The organism is uncultured Aggregatibacter sp. (genome assembly GCF_901873365.1).
Lineage (GTDB): Bacteria > Pseudomonadota > Gammaproteobacteria > Enterobacterales > Pasteurellaceae > Aggregatibacter.
In genome coordinates this window covers 1-20,865 of record NZ_CABFLM010000104.1, presented here as the reverse complement: position 1 = coordinate 20,865, position 20,865 = coordinate 1, and the positions used below count along the sequence as shown (strand labels likewise).

The 20,865-nt window shown below is 43.3% G+C and carries 18 protein-coding genes; 14 read left to right on the top strand and 4 right to left on the bottom strand.

Going from position 1 to position 20,865, the window contains the following annotated elements:
• Nucleotides 1–3 precede the first annotated feature (3 nt).
• The 3 genes from lolA to mdh all read left to right on the top strand — a co-directional run bounded on the left by lolA (nt 4) and on the right by mdh (nt 3,048).
• The gene (gene lolA, locus QZ106_RS08920) at nt 4–621 is read left to right on the top strand and encodes an outer membrane lipoprotein chaperone LolA (RefSeq protein ID WP_295976506.1); all 618 of its coding nucleotides are present in this window, start codon (nt 4–6) and stop codon (nt 619–621) included.
• A gap of 12 nt (nt 622–633) precedes the next feature.
• Complete coding sequence (locus QZ106_RS08915; RefSeq protein ID WP_295976505.1) at nt 634–1,971, top strand: replication-associated recombination protein A; 1,338 nt, start codon at nt 634–636, stop codon at nt 1,969–1,971.
• Nucleotides 1,972–2,112: 141 nt separating this feature from the next.
• Nucleotides 2,113–3,048, top strand: a complete 936-nt coding sequence (gene mdh, locus QZ106_RS08910; RefSeq protein ID WP_295976504.1) for a malate dehydrogenase — start codon at nt 2,113–2,115, stop codon at nt 3,046–3,048.
• Nucleotides 3,049–3,123: 75 nt separating this feature from the next.
• Here mdh and fdhD read toward each other — a convergent pair whose 3' ends face one another.
• A complete protein-coding gene (fdhD, locus tag QZ106_RS08905) occupies nt 3,124–3,927 on the bottom strand; it encodes a formate dehydrogenase accessory sulfurtransferase FdhD (protein ID WP_295976548.1) in 804 nt (267 codons plus the stop codon).
• Nucleotides 3,928–4,193: 266 nt separating this feature from the next.
• Between fdhD and fdnG the strand changes: the two genes are divergently transcribed.
• From fdnG to QZ106_RS08890, 3 genes are read left to right on the top strand one after another with little or no spacing between them, the layout of a single operon-like run.
• Nucleotides 4,194–7,277 (top strand): formate dehydrogenase-N subunit alpha, encoded by a 3,084-nt coding sequence (gene fdnG / locus QZ106_RS08900; protein WP_295976503.1) that lies wholly within the window; start codon nt 4,194–4,196, stop codon nt 7,275–7,277.
• Between the two features lies 1 nt (nt 7,278).
• Nucleotides 7,279–8,211: a formate dehydrogenase subunit beta gene (fdxH, locus tag QZ106_RS08895; RefSeq protein WP_021616427.1), complete on the top strand. Its 933-nt coding sequence runs from the start codon at nt 7,279–7,281 to the stop codon at nt 8,209–8,211.
• Entirely contained in the window at nt 8,204–8,920 is a 717-nt protein-coding gene (locus QZ106_RS08890) for a formate dehydrogenase subunit gamma (protein WP_033002614.1), read from the top strand. The genes fdxH and QZ106_RS08890 overlap by 8 nt, the downstream gene beginning before the upstream one ends.
• A 95-nt stretch (nt 8,921–9,015) precedes the next feature.
• Here the strand turns inward: QZ106_RS08890 and QZ106_RS08885 are convergent, their stop codons facing one another.
• Nucleotides 9,016–9,948, bottom strand: coding sequence for a Kdo(2)-lipid IV(A) acyltransferase (locus QZ106_RS08885; RefSeq protein WP_295976502.1), 933 nt, complete (start codon nt 9,946–9,948; stop codon nt 9,016–9,018).
• A 116-nt stretch (nt 9,949–10,064) separates the two neighbouring features.
• Between QZ106_RS08885 and hldE the strand changes: the two genes are divergently transcribed.
• Complete coding sequence (gene hldE, locus QZ106_RS08880; RefSeq protein ID WP_295976501.1) at nt 10,065–11,513, top strand: bifunctional D-glycero-beta-D-manno-heptose-7-phosphate kinase/D-glycero-beta-D-manno-heptose 1-phosphate adenylyltransferase HldE; 1,449 nt, start codon at nt 10,065–10,067, stop codon at nt 11,511–11,513.
• A 251-nt stretch (nt 11,514–11,764) separates the two neighbouring features.
• Here hldE and QZ106_RS08875 read toward each other — a convergent pair whose 3' ends face one another.
• Together QZ106_RS08875 and QZ106_RS08870 are read right to left on the bottom strand one after the other, a co-directional pair.
• Nucleotides 11,765–12,352, bottom strand: coding sequence for an aminotransferase class IV family protein (locus tag QZ106_RS08875; RefSeq protein ID WP_295976500.1), 588 nt, complete (start codon nt 12,350–12,352; stop codon nt 11,765–11,767).
• A gap of 2 nt (nt 12,353–12,354) precedes the next feature.
• Nucleotides 12,355–13,347: an aminodeoxychorismate synthase component I gene (locus QZ106_RS08870; protein ID WP_295976499.1), complete on the bottom strand. Its 993-nt coding sequence runs from the start codon at nt 13,345–13,347 to the stop codon at nt 12,355–12,357.
• A gap of 94 nt (nt 13,348–13,441) precedes the next feature.
• Between QZ106_RS08870 and QZ106_RS08865 the strand changes: the two genes are divergently transcribed.
• The 7 genes from QZ106_RS08865 to QZ106_RS08835 all read left to right on the top strand — a co-directional run.
• Nucleotides 13,442–14,008 carry an anthranilate synthase component II gene (locus QZ106_RS08865; protein WP_295976498.1) on the top strand — a complete coding sequence of 189 codons (567 nt, stop codon included), beginning with the start codon at nt 13,442–13,444 and terminating at the stop codon, nt 14,006–14,008.
• 152 nt (nt 14,009–14,160) lie between these two features.
• Nucleotides 14,161–15,105 (top strand): 2-hydroxyacid dehydrogenase, encoded by a 945-nt coding sequence (locus tag QZ106_RS08860; protein WP_295976497.1) that lies wholly within the window; start codon nt 14,161–14,163, stop codon nt 15,103–15,105.
• Between the two features lie 91 nt (nt 15,106–15,196).
• Entirely contained in the window at nt 15,197–17,125 is a 1,929-nt protein-coding gene (locus QZ106_RS08855; RefSeq protein WP_295976496.1) for a TonB-dependent siderophore receptor, read from the top strand.
• A 66-nt stretch (nt 17,126–17,191) separates the two neighbouring features.
• Nucleotides 17,192–18,001: a helical backbone metal receptor gene (locus tag QZ106_RS08850; protein WP_295976495.1), complete on the top strand. Its 810-nt coding sequence runs from the start codon at nt 17,192–17,194 to the stop codon at nt 17,999–18,001.
• 273 nt (nt 18,002–18,274) lie between these two features.
• The gene (locus QZ106_RS08845) at nt 18,275–19,252 is read left to right on the top strand and encodes an iron ABC transporter permease (RefSeq protein ID WP_295976494.1); all 978 of its coding nucleotides are present in this window, start codon (nt 18,275–18,277) and stop codon (nt 19,250–19,252) included.
• A 4-nt stretch (nt 19,253–19,256) separates the two neighbouring features.
• Nucleotides 19,257–19,991, top strand: a complete 735-nt coding sequence (locus QZ106_RS08840; protein WP_295976493.1) for an ABC transporter ATP-binding protein — start codon at nt 19,257–19,259, stop codon at nt 19,989–19,991.
• Nucleotides 19,992–20,021: 30 nt separating this feature from the next.
• Nucleotides 20,022–20,865: CAP domain-containing protein (locus QZ106_RS08835; protein ID WP_295976492.1), on the top strand; the 844-nt coding region annotated here is incomplete at its 3' end.

Below are 20,865 nucleotides of genomic sequence, written 5' to 3'. Positions count from 1 at the left end.
GTTATGAAAAAAATACGCCAAAAACTCACCGCACTTTCTCTTTTTGCGATGGCCTCTATGGCGTGGGCAAATGCCGATATTGAGTTACAAAATCGCTTAAATAAAGTGAGTGTATTGAGTGCGGATTTTGCTCAAACGGTGATGTCGGCAAACGGCAGCAACGTACAACAAGGTAATGGAAAATTACGAATCAAACGTCCGAATTTGTTCCGCATGGACACCAAATCACCGCAAGAAACCCAAATTATTGCCGATGGGAAAACCCTTTGGTTTTATGACCCGTTTGTGGAACAAGTGACGGCCAATTGGGTAAAAGATGCGGTAAATAATACGCCGTTCGTGTTGCTCACCAGTAATGACAAAAGCCATTGGGCGCAATATACGGTGGAACAAAAAGATGACAGGTTTGTGTTAAAACCGAAAGCCAAAAACAGCAATATCAAGCAATTTGATATTCGTATCGATCCAAATGGCGTATTAAAAGGTTTTAGTACTATTGAGAAAGACGGGCAGTCTAATCAATATATTTTGCGCAATATTACCAACCAAAATTTAGATGGCAGTTTGTTTAAATTCACCGTTCCAAAGGGTATAGAATTGGACGACCAACGTAAAAAATAAGCGAATTGAACCATGTCTAATTTTAGCTTTGATTTCAACGGAAATGACTTTCGCCCTTTAGCCGCCAGAATGCGCCCAACTACTTTGGCGCAATATTGCGGCCAGTCTCATTTGTTGGGCGAAGGTAAACCGTTGCGTAAAGCGATTGAGGTAGGCTATGTTCATTCCATGATTTTCTGGGGGCCGCCAGGCACCGGCAAGACCACGTTGGCGGAAATTATCGCGCAACGCATTCAGGCGGAAGTGGAGCGAATTTCTGCGGTCACCAGCGGCATTAAAGAAATTCGCGAAGCTATCGAAAAAGCCAAACAAAATAAATTGGCGGGTTTGCGCACCATTTTGTTTGTGGACGAAGTGCATCGTTTCAACAAAAGCCAGCAAGATGCGTTTCTGCCTCATATCGAAGATGGCACTATTATTTTTATTGGTGCCACCACAGAAAATCCTTCCTTTGAATTAAATAATGCGTTGCTTTCTCGTGCGCGAGTTTATATTCTCAAACCCCTTTCCACGCAGGAAATTGAGCGCGTGTTGCAACAAGCCATTGATGAGCCGGACAATGGCTTGGGCAAAGTGCGGTTAGATTTGCAGGAGAATTTGTTGTCGCTTTTAGCAGAATACGTCAACGGCGATGCACGCCTTGCGTTGAACTGTTTGGAAATGATGGTGGACATGGCGGGCGAATCGAAAAACGGCAAAATTTTAGACCGCACTTTACTCACGGAAGTCTTAGGTGAACGCCAAGCGCGCTTCGACAAACAGGGCGACCGTTTCTATGATTTCATTTCCGCGCTGCATAAATCTATTCGCGGATCCGCACCGGATGCGGCACTCTATTGGTATGCCCGCATTATCACTGCCGGCGGTGATCCCCTTTATGTGGCACGCCGTTTGTTGGCAATTGCTTCGGAAGATGTGGGCAATGCTGACCCGCGCGCAATGCAAGTCGCCCTTGCCGCTTGGGATTGCTTTACCCGTGTTGGTGCCGCCGAAGGTGAACGCGCCATTGCACAAGCTATCGTGTATTTAGCCGTTGCACCGAAAAGCAATGCGGTTTACCTCGCCTTCAAAGCCGCGAAAAAATTGGCGATGGAATCGGCTGATTTTGATGTGCCGGAACACCTTCGTAACGCGCCAACCAATCTCATGAAAGATTTGGGCTTCGGTGCCGAATACCGTTATGCCCACGATGAACCCAACGCCTACGCCGCCGGTGAAAATTATTTCCCACCAGAACTTAAAGACACACAATTTTATTTTCCTACCACAAGAGGCATGGAAATTAAGATTAAGGAGAAGTTGGACTGGTTGCGGGAACAGGATGCTCAGAGTCAGCAAAAACGTTATTAAGCGGTTTTCCTTTTTGTATTCGCAGAAAAAATTTGAATTTGCTCACAGATTTGCATTTGCCCGTTTGAATTTAAAAATAGGGGAGCGTACAATTCTCACAAATTTTTAACTATCCATTTCTTGCGACATGAGGAGAATGAAATGAAAGTTGCCGTTTTAGGTGCCGCAGGCGGTATCGGTCAAGCATTAGCATTATTGCTAAAACTACAGTTGCCGGCAGGTTCCGAGCTATCACTTTATGATATTGCACCGGTAACCCCGGGCGTTGCTGTGGATGTCAGCCACATTCCGACCGCGGTTAAAGTGGAAGGTTTTGCCGGTGAAGATCCGACACCTGCATTAAAAGGCGCGGATGTCGTGCTGATTTCTGCCGGCGTCGCACGTAAACCGGGAATGGATCGCTCAGATCTATTCAACATTAACGCAGGCATCGTACGCAACTTAATTGAAAAAGTCGCTGTGACCTGTCCGAAAGCCTGTGTTGGGATTATTACCAACCCGGTAAATACGACTGTTGCGATTGCCGCGGAAGTCTTGAAAAAAGCCGGTGTTTATGACAAACGTAAATTATTCGGCGTGACCACATTAGACGTGCTTCGTTCTGAAACCTTTGTTGCCGAATTAAAAGGCTTAAACGTTTATCGTACAACCGTACCGGTGATTGGCGGACACTCCGGCGTGACCATTCTTCCTTTGTTATCTCAAGTGCCATACGTGGAATGGAAAGAGGAGGAAATCGAACCATTAACCAAACGTATTCAAAATGCCGGTACTGAAGTGGTGAATGCGAAAGCCGGTGGCGGTTCTGCAACCTTATCCATGGCTCAAGCAGCGGCACGTTTTGCCAATGCGGTAGTGCGCGGATTACAAGGCGAAACGGTGGTTGAATGTAGCTATGTGGAAGGCGATGGTAAATATGCTCGCTTCTTTGCTCAACCGGTTCGTTTCGGTAAAGAAGGCGTAGAAGAAATTCTGCCAATTGGTAAACTCAGTGCGTTTGAGCAACAAGCATTAGACGCGATGCTGCCAACATTGCGTGCAGATATTGAATTAGGCGAAAAATTCGTTAATCCATAATTCAACTGGAAAATAAAAATCCCCCGAGCTAAAAAGTGCGGGGGATTTTTTTGATAAATCTCATGTTCGAATGAATTAGGGGAGGGGAGTCAGTAATCTTTCTTTACCACTATAGATCGTTGCTCTACCTTCTCGGGCGAACCCAACAAGGGTTAGATTATATTGTTCCGCCATTTGTACGGCGAGGTCCGTTGCGGCAGAAATCGCAACAAGCATTTCAATACCACAAGAAACGGTTTTTTGTACCATTTCATAACTGGCGCGACTGGTGACAACGATAAACCCCCGTGGCGTGTCAGCTTTAGCGTGCCATCCCAATAATTTATCTAATGCCACATGGCGACCGACATCTTCCCGAATGGCGAGTAGTTTCCCTTCTGCAGAAAAAAATGCCGCGGCATGTGTGGAGCCGGTTTGCTTGCCAAGTTCTTGTGCCTCATATAATTGTTGCAAGCAAGTATCGAATTGGCGGATGTTGAACGTTAAAGTGTGGTCTAATTTTGCAACGTTTTTATATACCTGTTGAATTTGTTCTGCACCGCAAATGCCACAACCGGTGCGTCCGGTTAAGGTGCGACGGTGATCTTTCAATGCCACAAAGCAACGGGTCGCCAGTTCAATTCTGGCTTCCATACCATTACACACTTCCTCGATATCAATGCCATAAATATCCGCCGGCTTGTCGATAATGCCTTCTGTGAGGGAAAAGCCCATGGCAAAATCCTCTAAATCTCGTGGTGAACACATCATGACGGTATGGGCGATATCGTTATACACGAGGGCAACAGGCACTTCTTTCGCCAAGGTATCCTGTCTTTCGGTGACGATGATGCCACTGTCCGATGTCGCCGGATTTGTTAAATTTTTGATAAAATTAATTGTTCTTTTTGTGATCCAACTCAATTTTTTTTGCCCTTTTAATTATTAGTGATTATAGATTTATGTTTGAAAAATAGGTATTCTAGCGCATGCTAACGAATAGATAGGTCGTATCTCTTGTTACGTTAGGTTTAGTCTCGGTGGCGTTTAATTGTAATACTATTTTAACAAAATCGATGACTAAGTTATCTACTCAAATGTGATTTATAACTATTAAACATTAAACAAAGATCAACAACAAGTTTTGTTGATTGTGGGGAGTATTTATGCAGATCTCAAGAAGAAAATTCTTCAAGGTCTGTGCTGGCGGTATGGCCGGAACATCCGTTGCGATGTTAGGTTTTGCACCGTCCACAGCCTTAGCTGCACCACGCGAATACAAACTATTGCGTGCGAAAGAATCGCGTCAAACCTGTACATATTGTGCCGTAAGCTGCGGTATGTTGATGTATAGTACAGGTATTCCATCTAATACATTAAGCGGTCATACCTCAACCAATACCCGCTCTAAATTGTTCCATATCGAAGGTGACCCTGATCATCCGGTCAGCCGTGGGGCATTATGTCCGAAGGGTGCCGGTGCCTTAGACTATATCAATAGTGAAAGCCGTGCGTTATACCCTGAATATCGTGCACCGGGTTCCGATAAATGGGAACGCATTTCTTGGCAAGATGCAATTAAACGCATTGCCCGTCTAATGAAAGATGACCGTGATGCCAACTTCGTTGAAAAAGATGCGAGTGGCAAAACGGTTAACCGTTGGACAACCACAGGGATTATGACCGCCTCCGCCATGAGCAACGAGGCCGCACTACTAACTCATAAATGGGTGCGGATGTTGGGCATGGTGCCGATGTGTAACCAAGCGAATACTTGACACGGACCAACGGTAGCAAGTCTTGCTCCATCATTTGGTCGCGGTGCCATGACAAATAACTGGGTTGACATCAAAAACGCCAATCTTATTCTTGTTCAAGGGGGGAACCCTGCTGAAGCCCACCCTGTTGGCTTCCGTTGGGCAATTGAAGCGAAGAAAAACGGTGCGAAACTCATCGTAGTTGACCCGCGCTTTAACCGTACGGCTTCTGTTGCTGACTTTCATGCACCAATTCGTTCCGGTTCTGATATTGCATTCTTAATGGGTGTGATCCGTTACTTATTGGAAACCAATCAAATTCAACACGAATACGTTAAACACTACACCAATGCGTCCTTCTTAGTGGATGAAGGTTTCAAATTCGAAGATGGTTTATTCGTAGGTTTTGATGAAGAAAAACACACTTACGATAAATCTAAATGGAACTACCAATTCGATGAAAATGGCCATGCTAAACGTGATATGACCTTACAAGATCCACGCTGTGTGATTAATATCTTGAAAGATCACGTTTCTCGCTACACGCCGGAAATGGTTGAACGTATTACCGGTGTGAAACAAAAAACCTTCTTACAAATCTGTGAAGAAATTGGTAAAACCTCTGCACCGAATAAAACCATGACGCACTTATATGCGTTAGGCTTTACCGAGCACACAATCGGTACGCAAAATATTCGTTCTATGGCGATGATCCAATTGCTCCTAGGTAATATGGGTATGCCGGGTGGTGGTATTAATGCATTACGTGGACACTCCAACGTACAAGGTACAACGGATATGGGCTTATTGCCTATGTCTTTACCGGGTTATATGCGTTTACCAAACGACAAAGATACCTCTTATGAGCAGTATATCAATGCGATTACACCGAAAGATATCGTACCAAACCAAGTAAACTATTATCGTAATACCTCGAAATTCTTCGTGAGTATGATGAAAACGTTCTATGGTGATAAAGCCACCAAAGAAAACGGTTGGGGTTTCGATTTCTTGCCAAAAGCAGACCGCTTATACGACCCTATCACGAATGTTAAGTTAATGAATGAAGGCAAGTTAAACGGTTGGATCTTACAAGGTTTCAACGTATTAAACTCATTACCGAACAAGAACAAAACCGTTGCCGGTATGAGCAAATTAAAATACTTAATCGTGATGGATCCGCTTCAAACTGAATCTTCTGAATTCTGGAAAAACTTTGGCGAATCAAATAACGTGAATTCTGCTGAAATCCAAACAGAAGTATTCCGCTTGCCAACCACTTGTTTCGCAGAAGAAGACGGTTCTATCGTCAATTCCGGTCGTTGGGCGCAATGGCATGAAAAATCTTGTGACCAACCGGGCGAAGCATTACCGGATGCAGATATTCTTTCGATGATTCGTGAAGAAATGCACGAGCTCTATAAGAAAGAAGGCGGTCGCGGTATTGAATCTTTTGAAGCCATGACATGGAATTATGGTATTCCTCATTCACCAAGTGCGGAAGAATTAGCCAAAGAATTAAATGGTTATGCACTTGAAGATCTGTATGATGCTAACGGCAATTTAATGTACAAAAAAGGTCAATTACTCAGTGGCTTTGCACACTTGCGTGATGACGGTACAACCTCTGCCGGTAACTGGTTATATACCGGTCAGTGGACAGAAAAAGGTAACCAAACTGCAAACCGTGATAACTCTGACCCATCCGGTTTAGGCTGTACTTTAGGTTGGGGCTTTGCATGGCCGGCAAACCGCCGCGTTCTTTATAACCGTGCTTCATTGGATATTAACGGTAATCCTTGGGATAAACACCGTCAATTAATTAAATGGAATGGTAAAAACTGGAACTGGTTTGATGTCGCTGACTATGGCACACAACCACCAGGTTCCGACACCGGTCCATTTATTATGTCCGCAGAAGGTGTAGGGCGTTTATTTGCAGTAGATAAAATTGCAAATGGTCCGATGCCTGAGCATTATGAACCGATCGAAAGTCCGATTGATACGAACCCATTGCACCCGAAAGTGGTCTCTGATCCGACTGTTCGTATTTATAAAGAAGACCGTGAATTTATCGGCTCAAATAAAGATTTCCCATATGTGGCAACCACTTATCGTTTAACCGAGCATTTCCACAGTTGGACGGCACAATCTGCGTTAAATATCATTGCACAACCACAACAATTTGTGGAAATCGGTGAAAAATTGGCGGCAGAAAAAGGCATCCAAAAAGGTGATATGGTGAAAATTACTTCTCGCCGTGGCTATATTAAAGCTGTTGCAGTGGTAACGAAACGTTTGAAAGATTTAGAAATCGATGGACGTACCGTACACCATGTAGGTCTTCCGATTCACTGGAATATGAAAGCCTTAAATGGTAAAGGTAACCGTGGATTCTCTACTAATACCTTAACACCATCTTGGGGTGAGGCAATCACGCAAACACCGGAATACAAAACATTCTTGGTAAATATCGAAAAGGCGGAGGCATAATATGGCAGGAACTGCTCAAGGCGTTCAAACGCAAGATATTATTAAGATCTCCGCAACGTCCGGTTTAACACCGGCACCGCGTGCGCGTGATCATAAAGTTGAAGTAGCAAAACTCATTGACGTAACAACCTGTATCGGTTGTAAAGCTTGTCAAGTGGGTTGTTCAGAATGGAATGATATTCGTTCTGACGTTAATGCACAATGTGTGGGGATCTACGATAACCCGGTAGATCTCAATGCAAAAGCATGGACAGTGATGCGCTTTAACGAAGTAGAAGAAAACGATCGTTTAGAATGGTTAATTCGTAAAGATGGCTGTATGCACTGCCAAGAGCCGGGCTGCTTAAAAGCCTGTCCGGCACCGGGTGCGATCATCCAATATGCGAACGGTATCGTGGATTTCCAATCTGACAAATGTATCGGTTGTGGTTACTGTATCGCAGGTTGTCCGTTCAACATTCCACGTATGAATCCGGAAGACAATCGTGTGTACAAATGTACCCTTTGTGTTGACCGTGTTTCTGTGGGACAAGAACCGGCTTGTGTGAAAACCTGTCCGACCGGTGCAATTCGTTTCGGCTCTAAAGAAGAAATGAAAGTCTATGCGGAAAAACGCATCGCTGATCTTAAAGCACGTGGCTATGAAAATGCCGGTCTTTACGATCCGGAAGGCGTGGGTGGCACACACGTGATGTATGTGTTACATCATGCGGATAAACCTGAATTGTATTCCGGTCTTCCGAAAGATCCGCAAATCGACCCAAGCATTACTTTATGGAAAGATATCTTGAAACCGGTTGCTGCGGTTGCCATGGGCGGTTTAGCCTTGGCTGAAATTGGTCACTACTTAACAGTGGGTCCAAACGTAGAAGAAGATGTGGAAGATCATCACCATGAATTTGAAGAAGCAGACAAAGGAGGCAAAGATGAGTAAGATTGAGATTAGCAATGATACTCGAATCATTCGTCATAGAACGCCTGCGCGTTTAAGCCACTGGCTACTTGTTATCTGCTTCTTTATGACGATGTTCACCGGGGTGGCATTTTTCTTCCCGGACTTTGCGTGGCTAACTGAGATTTTAGGGACACCACAATTGGCTCGGGCAATCCACCCGTTCACCGGTATCTTAATGTTCTTTGCCTTTATTTATCTCGGCTATCTTTACTGGGATCATAATATTCCGGAGAAGAACGATATTCGTTGGGCAAAAGGGATGTTGGAAGTCTTAAAGGGAAATGAGCACGCTGTTGCTGATAACGGCAAGTATAACCTGGGTCAAAAAATGTTATTCTGGACATTAAATTTGGCAATGGTAACCTTGCTTGTGACTGGCATTATTATGTGGCGTCAATATTTCTCGCATTATTTCTCTATCCCAGTATTGAGAATTGCGATTCTTCTTCACTCTGCGAGTGCATTCATGTTGTTCACCGGTATCTTAGTGCATATGTATATGGCATTTTGGGTGAAAGGTTCCATTCGTGGCATTGTTGAGGGTTGGGTAACTGTTCGCTGGGCGAAAAAACACCACCCGAAATGGTATCGTGAAGAAGTGCTTTCTAAACTTGAAGAAGACCTGAAAAATGAAGCTGAAGGTAAGCAAGTGAAAGCCAAAGCATTGTTCAAAGGCATTAATGGCTAACTAGAACAGACATCAATCAACACATAAAACAAAGTGCGGTTAAAAAACAAAATGGATTTTAACCGCACTTTTTTTATGAGAAATATTGTTAAAGTTTATTCACTATAGAGGTTTTCTTCATTCGGTTGTGTCTTAAAACGACGATGTAACCACATATATTGTTCAACCCCCTTCATAATCTCTTTCTCAATCACTTGATTCATTCTTGCTGCAATTTCAGTTTCATCATGCAAATCAGAAAAATCCACCGGTGGAGAGATGGTGACCGTATAGCCGGAATTATCTGCGTTTCTAAGTGGCGCGAAAGGAATCACTTTACTGTTTGGAGAAGACTTTAATAAGTAATAACTGCCTGTTGTTGTTGCAGCGTGAGGAACCGCAAAGAACGGCACGAAAACGGCATTTTTTCGACCATAGTCGTGGTCCGGTGCATACCAAATAATATCGCCATTTCGTATCGCCTTAATCATGCCACGGAGATCTTTACGATCCAGCATCGATTTATTGGAACGTAATCTCCCTTGTGTTTGAAGCCAATCAAACAATGGGTTGTCGTTAGGGCGATAAACGCCAATGCCAGGTTGATGAATGCCAACAATACGAGCGCCCAATTCCAGCGTTAAGAAATGTACGCCGACGAAAATGATACCGTCTGCCAAATTGTCTTTTAAATAGTCAAGCCCTTCAATTTTTGACCATTTTTTTATACGATGATCAGACCAAAACCACGCCATACCTGTTTCAATAATCGCCATTCCGGTGGCGCGTAAGTTGGCTTGTAAAATCTGATGAATGTGTTGTTCAGACCAGTCAGGAAAGCAAAGTTCCAGATTACGTTTCGCGATCTTAGCGCGTCGCTTGCCCACACCGGTTTTCGCAAAGAGCCAACCTAATCCATTGCCAATTTTGCATAAAATAGGGTAGGGCAGAAGTAGAATTAAGCGGAAAATACCGAGAGCGAGCCAAAAGCCCCAGTGTTTGGGATGGAGAAATTCAATTTTAAATGTTGGAAGAACGGATTTTGCCATAAGGATTACAGGGTGACTTCAATAGGTTTTTAGTTTAACGGAATTTTGGGGAAATAGCATTTTTGCTGTGGTAATATTAGCGAAATTTTTATTTCAATCAGTTAAGAGAAAATCAAATGGCTCAATATTCTGCACAATTTAATCAGGCAAAAGTTTTGGTATTAGGCGATGTGATGTTGGATCGTTATTGGTTTGGTGCGACCAATCGAATTTCGCCGGAAGCGCCGGTGCCGGTGGTACGCGTTCAGAAAAATGAGGAGCGCGCAGGCGGTGCAGCGAACGTGGCGATGAACATTGCGTCATTAAATGTGCCGGTACAGTTACTTGGTTTGACCGGTCAGGATGAGGCGGGTGTTGCATTAACCACATTATTACAACAACAGAAAATTGATTGTAACTTTGTCCAATTATCTACCCATCCAACGATTACCAAGTTGCGTATTTTATCCCGTCATCAACAGCTTTTACGTCTTGATTTTGAAGAAGGCTTTCAAAATGTAACAAGCGAAAATTTATTACAAAAATTAGAAAGTGCGGTCAAAAATTACGGTGCTTTAGTGCTTTCGGATTACGGCAAAGGCACCTTAAATGATGTACAAAAAATGATTCAAATTGCGCGTAATGCCAATGTGCCGGTGTTGATCGATCCGAAAGGGACGGATTTTGAACGTTATCGTGGAGCCACTTTGTTAACACCGAATATGTCGGAATTTGAAGCGGTCGTGGGGAAATGTCATTCCGAACAAGAGATTATTGACAAGGGGCTGAAACTCATTTCAGACATCAATCTCACCGCACTTTTGGTGACACGTTCTGAAAAAGGCATGACCTTATTGCGTCCAAATCAACCGGTATTCCATTTGCCGACAGAGGCCAAAGAAGTCTTTGATGTGACAGGGGCAGGCGATACGGTGATCAGTGTGCTTGCAATCGCGTTAGCGGATGGCCGTAGTTTTGAAGAGGCCTGTTATTTATCCAACGTAGCCGCCGGTATTGTGGTGGGTAAATTGGGCACATCAACCGTTTCAACTGTCGAGTTGGAAAATGCGATTCATGGGCGAACTACAACCGGTTTTGGTGTGATGACCGAAGCTGAATTGAAACAAGCCGTTAAATTGGCAAAAGATCGTGGCGAGAAAATCGTGATGACAAACGGGTGTTTTGATATTTTGCATCCTGGTCACGTGTCTTACTTAGAAAATGCCCGTAAGCTAGGTGATCGTTTAATTGTTGCTGTGAATACGGATGAATCGGTAAAACGCTTAAAAGGCGAAGAACGACCGATTAATCATTTAGCCTCTAGAATGGCGGTACTTGCCGGACTTTCTTCTGTGGATTGGTTGGTTGCCTTTGATGAAGATACGCCGCAACGTTTAATTGGTGAAGTCTTGCCAGATTTATTGGTGAAAGGCGGTGATTATAAACCGGAAGACATTGCCGGTAGTAAAGAAGTCTGGGCAAACGGTGGCGATGTGAAAGTGCTGAATTTTGAGAATGGTTTTTCTACATCGAACGTAATCAAGAAAATTAAGCATTTGAAAAATAACACAAACAAAAAAGCGTAATTTACAATCTGCACCCCAAAAGTCGGAGTCACTTCCAACGAATTAAGGTGCAGATTTTTTATTTAACCCCTCGTAGCGTGCAACTTGTTGCACGACCAAACCACGCACGGTACGTTATTTAACCCTTTCGGGCATTCATGATTTCGTGCAACAAGTTGCACGCTACGATTTACTAAAAAATAAACACGGTTGCCAGCTTTCACAAGCCCTTATAGGGGAGCCTAAAAACCGCACGTTTTACGTGCGGATTGTTATTCCAATCCATTCAACGCATTGATCAACCTGATTTCTTCAAACAAACTCAAATCTGTGGCTAAAATTGACCGCACTTTTAGGCGACCTTGGTCTAATAATGCCGCCCGTTGGGTGCCTTCAAGGAGTGGCGTGTCGGGGGTGAACCATTGTGTGCCTTGGCGGAAAATAAGGTTGCCGATAGTGCAATCGGTGACATGCCCGTTTTTGATGATCATGATCTCATCACAATCGCCTTTTTGCGCGAGTAATTCGTTTAATAAAGTGCGGTCAGCGAATTTCAAGCCGTAGTCAATGTGGTCGCAGACAACCGGTTTAAAGGTGCGGTAATGTTTACGCTGATAAGGAAAATAGCGGCATTGAATTTGCTCGGCATTGTAATCGATTCGGCAACGAATCAGCGGTTCGGTAGCCAGTTCGACGGGGACATGAATATGTTCGGCAAGTTGAAAAACGTGGGGAAAAACGACCGCACTTTGTTTGCCATAAAACGCCTGTAAACTGCGTTCGTAGCGTTGTTGATGGCGTTCGATATTGCGGATCTTGCCTTGTTCGATGGCAAGGGTTTCAAATAAAGGAAATTCCATGGTTAAGCTCTCTGTAGTGGCACATACACTTTTTGAATTAATTCTTGATATTCTTCCTGTGCGTCACTTTGGATGGTAATGCCCCCACCACTGCGGAAAACAAAGCCTTTTTCTGTGTCTTCAATAAAACGAATTGTCACCGCACTTTGTAACTTCTCACCGTCAAAAATACCGAATATACCGGTGTAATAGCCGCGAGGTTGTTGTTCCGCCTGTTGAATAATGTGTACGGTTTTTTCTTTTGGGGCGCCACTGATAGATCCGGCGGGTAACAGTTTGGCAAGAAGAGAGCCGATTCCTTTCTGCCAGTTTTCCGCCAATTCACCACGAATTTCGGAGCTAGTTTGCAAAATGGCGCCGCGTTCTGTTTGGATTTCTTCCACATAACGAAAGCGAGTCACTTGAATGTTTTCAGCGACGGTGGCTAAATCATTGCGCATTAAATCCACGATGGTGTAATGTTCTCGCTGTTCTTTCTGATTGTTGAGCAAGGTGGCTTGGGCATGGGGTAGCGTGGCATCAATGGTGCCTTTCATCGGATAAGTGAAAATCTGGTTGTCGTATAAATTGACAAAACATTCCGGTGAAAAACACACAAATTGGTCTTTGAACAACAACTTGTATTTTGCCTGGCTGTATTGGAAGAGTTGACGCAGTGAATAATGGGTTTCAATCGGTGTCGGGTAGGTCAGATTCAGCAAATAGGAATTGCCAAAGTGCTGTTCCTGTTGCACCAAAGTAAAGCCTTTTTGATAGTCGGCAAAATTCATTGGCTGTTTATGTAAATAAAAAGGTGGCATCGGTGATGTTTTATGCGGCAAATCTTCCCGCCAATTCACGTTGGTATAGTCTGGAAATTGGACGAAAATCCCTTGTTCAGCCATTTCATTTAACGGACACAATATCGGTTTTTGTTGCTCAAAATCGATTAAAAAGAAGAAGGGTGTTTTTGTTTCGCCAAATCGGTTTGCTTGTTGAATAAAATCTTGCCACATAACATTATCTCGTGAAAAATCGGCGAAAATTTTAGCTTAAATTGCCATAAAATTATATACTTCACCGCCTACTTAGCCCTCAGAGAAAGATGTTATGTCGCTACTGATCATCAATAATCATGATTCTTTTACGTTCAACTTAGTGGATTATATCCGCCGGTTGAACGTGCCATTTCAAGTAGTCAATGTGGAAGAACTGGATTTAGATGCCGTGGGCGATTTTTCTCATTTATTGATTTCTCCCGGCCCGGATGTGCCGCGCGCTTATCCGCAATTATTTGAGTTGCTGGCACGTTATCAGCACAGTAAATCCATTTTGGGCGTGTGTTTAGGGCATCAAATGTTATGCGAATTTTTTGGCGCAGAATTACATAATCTTCCGTTCCCACGTCATGGGCAAGCTAAGCAGTTGCAGTGTGTGGTGGAATCCCTTCTCTTTAAAAATATGCCACCAACCTTTCAAATCGGTTTGTACCATTCTTGGGCAGTAAGTGAGCAGAATTTCCCAAGCGCATTACAAATTATCGCCCGTTGTGATGACAACATCATTATGGCCATGCAGCATAAAACGTTGCCGATTTACGGGGTGCAATTTCACCCGGAATCCTATATTTCGGAATATGGTGAGCAAATTTTGCGAAATTGGTTGCTGGACTCTTAAGAATCGCCATCAAAGTGCGGTGCTTTTTCGCTGCATTTTTTAGATCGGGATCACACAAACCACAAAAATCCTTTCTCTCCCTTGTTTTTGCGCAAGGACTTCTTTAAGGTTAGACGCGATATTCAAACGTTGTGAAACTAAAGGAGTTTTTGATGAACATTGTTTTTCTCGATCGTACCAGTATTCCCGCAAGCCATGATATTCCACGCCCAAGCTTTCCACACACTTGGACGGAATATGACCGCACTTTGCCGGAGGAAACCTTTGAACGCACCAAAGACGCCGATATTGTGGTGACCAACAAAGTGGTGTTTGACCGAGAATTATTAAGCCGATTACCAAAATTAAAACTCATCGCCATTACGGCGACCGGTACCAACAACATTGATTTAGACGCTGCGAAAGACCTCGGCATTGCCGTAAAAAATGTGCCCGGTTATTCCAGTGTGGCCGTGCCGGAGCATGTCTTGGGCATGATTTTCTCATTAAAACATAGCTTTATTGGGTATCATCGCGATCAAGTGACCTCTGATCGTTGGGCCACCTGCGGACAGTTCTGCTACACCGATTACCCGATAACAGATGTGCGTGGCGCGACGTTAGGTGTATTTGGTAAGGGTTGCTTAGGCACAGAAGTGGGGCGTTTGGCGCAATTATTGGGCATGAACGTATTGTATGCGGAACACAAAGGCGCAAGCCACATTCGTGAAGGCTACACTGAATTTGAAACCGTATTGAAACAAGCGGATATTGTTACGCTGCATTGCCCGTTAACCGACACCACCAAAAATTTAATCAATGCTGAAACGTTGGCATTAATGAAACCGACGGCGTATCTCATCAATACCGGTCGTGGACCGTTGGTGGATGAAGCTGCATTGTTAGAGGCGCTAGAAAACGGCAAAATTGCCGGTGCAGCCTTGGATGTGTTGGTCAAAGAGCCACCGGAAAAAGATAATCCGTTAATCCAAGCGGCAAAACGCTTACCAAATTTATTAATCACGCCGCATATTGCGTGGGCGAGTGATTCCGCGGTCACCACCTTAGTGAATAAAGTCGCGCAAAATATTGAAGATTTTGTGGCGCAGGGTAAGTAATTTTTGTTTCCTGTGCTATCATGTGGCGCCTGAAAAAAGGGCGCCATTTTTTATGGCAAATCGTATTTTTTAACTTAAAGAAACCTCTAAAATGAAAAAAAATCTCATCACCACTGCAATGTTATTTGCCCTTCCAACGATAGCATTCGCCAATGAAAACACAAAAACCGAATTAGCTCCGATTGTCGTTTATTCTGCGTATGCCGCACCGGTAAACCAAGACCAAACCGCGTCATCAGTCACCGTTCTCACAGAAAAAGATTTTGCCGAGCGCAACGCGACTTATGTGAGTGATGTGTTGAAAACCGTGCCAAGCCTTGCCGTAAGCACTTCAGGCGGTCGTGGTACATTGACCAACGTCTTTTTACGTGGTGCGGATGCAAACCACACTGCCGTGATTATTGATGGTGTAAAAGCCAATCCGGTTTCCGGCTACGGTTTTGATTTCGGTGGATTAGCTTTAAGCAACATCGAACGCATCGAAGTCTTACGCGGTGAGCAATCTGCGCTTTGGGGAAGTGATGCAATGGGCGGTGTGATTTATATCACCACCAAAAAAGGCCTAGAAAAAGGCAAAACCTTCAATGTTGACTATGATTTTGGCACTGGATCTCACCGCACTGTTGATGGTTCATTAACCCTTTCAGGCTCAAACAACAATTTCTATTATGCTTTACATGGTGACAGCCACCACACCAAAGGTATTTCAGCACTCAGCAAAGACCGTTTTAACTACACGGCACAAGATGGCACAGCGGTCAGTACCGGTGGAGCAAGTGAGCGCGATAAATTCCACCGTGATAATACCTCTCTTCGTTTTGGCTATGACGATAACCAAAAAGGCTTTGATTTCTTAACTTCTCATAGCAGTCAAACAGCTAACTTTGATAACAGTGCAACAGATGAAAAAGGTCATTACACTCGCACACGTGATACCTTATTTAAATTAAGTGGTTTCTTAGGTAATGGCGATGAATTGCTTAAACATAAAGTTGGCGTAAGCCATATCAAAACTGACAGCGATACGGTTGGCTATGCTTCAGCTTACGATGCGAAAAAACTCAATGCGAATTATCAATTAGATGTGAATTTCGATCGTGAAGGCACCATCACGCAAGGTTTAAGTTTCTTAACAGACTATCAAAAAACAGATTTTAATTCGTCTTATTTCAATAATGCGGGTAATAAAAAGCTTATTGAGAAAAGCGTCGCAGCAGAATATCGCCTATTACACGATGCGGATCATAGTTTGAATGTGAGTGGTCGTTACACTGATAGCTCTGAATACGAAAATTCATGGACAGGCCGTATTGCCGGGGCTTATCGCTTACATAACAATGTGAAAGCACACGCAAGCATTGGTTCAGCAATTCAAAATCCGACAATTACGGAATATTACGGCTATAACGCACGCTATATCGGCAACTCAAATTTACAACCGGAAAAAAGCGTAGGGGGCGATGTTGGTTTCTTATTTGAAACAGATGATCACCGCCATAGCGTTGATATCACTTATTTCACGCGTAACGTGAAAAATACGATTAGTAGCGAAGTGATTAATTCCGTCACCTATGCAAGCCGTGCCGTCAATCTTGATGGGAAGAGCAAGGTTAAAGGTCTTGAAGTGGCTTACAATGGTAAAATCACAGATGTATTAACCGCTTATGCGAACTATACATATACCCAAACCAGAGACAGCAAAGGGATTGAATTGGCACGCCGTCCGAAACATTTAGCCAACACAGGCTTAGCCTATCAGATTACTGAAAAATTGGGCGCAGATGTGAATTTGTCTTACACCGGCAAACGTATGGATACCTACTATTCACCAAGCTACAGTACACATAAAGTGAAATTGCCATCTTACACCTTGGCAAACGTAGGCGTGAATTACAAAGTGGCGGAGAGTTTGACGGTTTACGCAAATCTTAACAACGTATTCAATAAAAAATACGAAAACGTCCTTGGCTATGGTCAAGACGGGCGTAATGTTTATGTTGGCTTGAGAGGATCGTTCTAATTGTAAGGCGGGCTTTGGTCCGATGAATTTTTTAATCATGGCGGGCTGAAAACCCGCCTTCGTTATATGAAAAAAACATTCGTTATTTTCACCGCACTTTTTCTTTCCTTTTCTGCACATACCGAGCAATTTGTGTCGCTCACCTTGTGCAGCGATCGACTGCTTGCGGAAATTGCCCGTCCGGAACAAATCGCGGCAATGTCGCCTTACTCTCAAAATCCGCGTATGATGCTAGATAAAATTAACCGGGATAAACCGACCATTGAACCGCAACTTACCGCATTATTGCCTTATTTGGATAAAACCCTGTTGCTTAATGAAACCTTTTATCCGCAATTGGTCGCCGATTTAAAACGCCTTGGCGCAAAAATTGTGCCGATTAATGACAGCCCGCAAACCGCTGAAGAATTATTTGAACTGCTATTGCAACTCGGGAAAATCACCGGTAATGAAGCTCATGCGGAACAGTTGGTGGCAAAATTAAAATCACAAAAGACCAAACTGGATGTGACATTGACCGATACGCTAATGTTATCGGAAACCGGCGTAGTGGAGCCCATTTTCCCGCAATATAACGTGCTATTAACATTGCTTGGTTTAACACCGTTAAAATACCCATTGACCCCGCAAAATTTTTCATTGGAAAAAGTGCTGCTTGCCCAACCTAACTGGTTGATCGAAATTACCGATCAACAAAGTTATAACGAACAGGCAGAATTGTTTGATCATCCGTTGTTAAAAAAACACTTTGAAAATCGACCGCACTTTCGTATTCCGATGAAATATACTTATTGCTTTGATCACGGTGTGTGGCAGGGGGCGGAGAGGATTTATCAACAATGGAAGTCATGGAATTCGACAAATCTTTCTGAATGAGACAAATCTCCCTTGAATGAGACAAATCTCCCCTAGCCCCTCTTTACTAAAGAGGGGGACTATTGTATCGATAACTTATCATTCTGATGTTTTTATTTTAATCATTCATATATAAAAACGGTAAATATGCCATCTAGGGTTCATTCAATAATGAAATTCCCCTCTTTAGTAAAGAGGGGTTAGGGGAGATTTGTTAAATCTAAGGAAGAGATTTGATAACATTAAAACAAAGAATATACCCAATGATCTTTGGATTACGCAGGAAATAGCCCATTGACAAAAACACAAAAATTAAATACCGCACTTTTTTCATTCTTACTGTTGATAACAGGCATCGCCCTTTATCATCAACTCGGCGATTTTGCACAGCTTAAAAATGCGGATGGGGTGCTGACTGATATGCGTTCTCTCGTGCTGTGGGATATTCGTGTGCCACGCATTGGTTTAGCGATTTTAACCGGCGCCTGTCTTGCCCTTGCGGGCAATGCCATGCAGGGTATCTTCCAAAATCCACTGGCAAGTCCCGGTTTGCTCGGCAGTAGCGCCGGGGCAACTGCTGCCAGTGTGCTGATTCTTTATTATTTTTCTGTGCCATTTACGGTATTGCTGTTCGGCGGTGTTGCGGGGGCACTAGCGAGTTTTTTATTGGTGTATGCCATTGCCAAAAATCATGGCACGACCATGATGCTCCTCAGTGGTTTGGCGGTGAATATGTTGCTTGGCGCCGCCATTGCGTTGTTGTTATCTAACGCCGAAAGCCCTTGGGCGTTGGCGGAGCTTTACCGTTGGTTACAAGGCTCATTGGTGTGGGCGAAGCTTGATACTTTGTTAATTTCACTGCTGATTGTCTTGTTTGGTTTGGTTTGCTTATATCGCCAACGTCGTTATGTGGATTTACTCAGTTTCGGTGAAGAGACCGCCGGCACCATGGGGATCGATCCAAAACGCAGTTTTTTTATCACCACCTTTGGCGTTGCGTTGCTCGTCGGCGCAACCATTCCGCAAACGGGTGCCATCGGTTTTATCGGTTTAATCGCACCGCACTTTGCACGAATTTTATTGAAGCAACGCCCATCACAACTTTACATAACAAGTGCCTTATTTGGGGCTTTATTGCTGCTAATTGCGGATCTTTGTGTGCAATATGTGCCGTTTTTCTCTCACATTTACATCGGCACACTTACGGCAATTATCGGCGCCCCGTGTTTAATTTGGATTTTATTGACGGAACAACGGCGATTGGCAAGGTAACTTTATGATTAAAATCGAGAATCTCTCCCAACCTTACGGCTTAAAAGGCATTCACTGCACTATCCCAACGGGCAAATTGGTCGGCATTATGGGCGCTAACGGTGCGGGCAAATCAACGTTGCTGAAAACCATCGCTGGTATTTTGCCTATCAAAAGCGGTGAAATTTGGTTCGACAATCACAAATTAACCACAATGAGCGCGGAACAAAAAAGCCAACAGTTAGCTTACCTTGCACAAAACACGGAAATTCACTGGGATTTATCTGTGTATGATGTTATCGCGTTGGGGTTACCCAATCCGCTTAACCGAGCCAAAGAACAAGAAAAAGTGCGGTCGATTTCAGAAATGTTTTCCGTTTCACATTTATTAGAAAAATCCTTTCGCCAACTTTCCGGCGGCGAAAAAGCCCGTGTACAACTTGCCCGTTGTTGTATCAAAAATGCCCCTTTATTGCTTGCTGATGAACCCATTGCCGCCCTCGATCCGTTTTATCAAATCGATATGATGGAACAACTGAAATCCCTTACGCCTATCCACACCTGCGTGGTCGCAATCCACCACCTTTCTTTAGCCTATAAATTCTGTGACGAAGTGATTTTATTGAATCAAGGAAAAATCATTGCGAGCGGAGAAACGACAAGCGTATTAACGGTTGAGCATTTGGCAAACGCGTTTCATATTCATGCGGATATTAATCAAGAAAACAAAGTATTGGATAACATCACTAAATTAGTATAATAGCGTGCTTTTTAAGACAAGAGAGAGATGATGAAATTTTTATTTATTCTTTTATATTTTTCTTTTATTTCGACTTTCGTATCTGCTGAAGTTGGGAAAACGTATTCACTTCGTTCCAGTGAATTTACTTACCGAAATGAAGGCGAAAAAGAGAAAGCCGAAAGCCAAGCATTAAAAATGTTACAAAAAAGCTATCAACGTTTTCCGGATGTGGATAACTGTTATGCCGGCAAGGTGACGGAATTAGAGAAAAGACGGGCATTGAAAGAACTCAATTTAATTCGTCAAGCTCACGGTTTAGAAGCCGTAGGCTATGATGAGACAAAAGATCGTTTTACCACGGCCTCGGCATTAATTTCATCGGCAAATCGGTTATTGGATCATTATCCTTCTTCTCGTTTGAAATGTTATTCGAAAGACGGATATGAAGGAAGTCGCCATAGCAATATGCATTTAACTTCTGATTATATTGTGTTTCTACCGGAGAATTTTGCCGAAAAAGTCATTGATGAATTAATTATTGACGATAATGTGTTTTCGTTAGGCCACCGATTATGGTTTTTAGATCCTTTTTTAGGGGATATTTCCTATGGACGTGTTACTCATGTTGATAATCATCAGCGTGTGGCCGATGCGGTAAGTATTTATATTAGCAATACAAGACAAAATATTATAAATACCAAAGTCGATTATATTGCTTATCCGGATAAAAACTACCCTTCAAATTGGTTTACTTTAGATTGGTTTCTTCATTTTTCAGTCATTGCAGATAAATCTTCCAGAGAAAAGAATATTACTTCGGTAAATTATGCCAATGCGAGTGTTTCTGTCAGATCAGCAGATGGAAGAACGATGCGTGTGCATAGCATAAAAT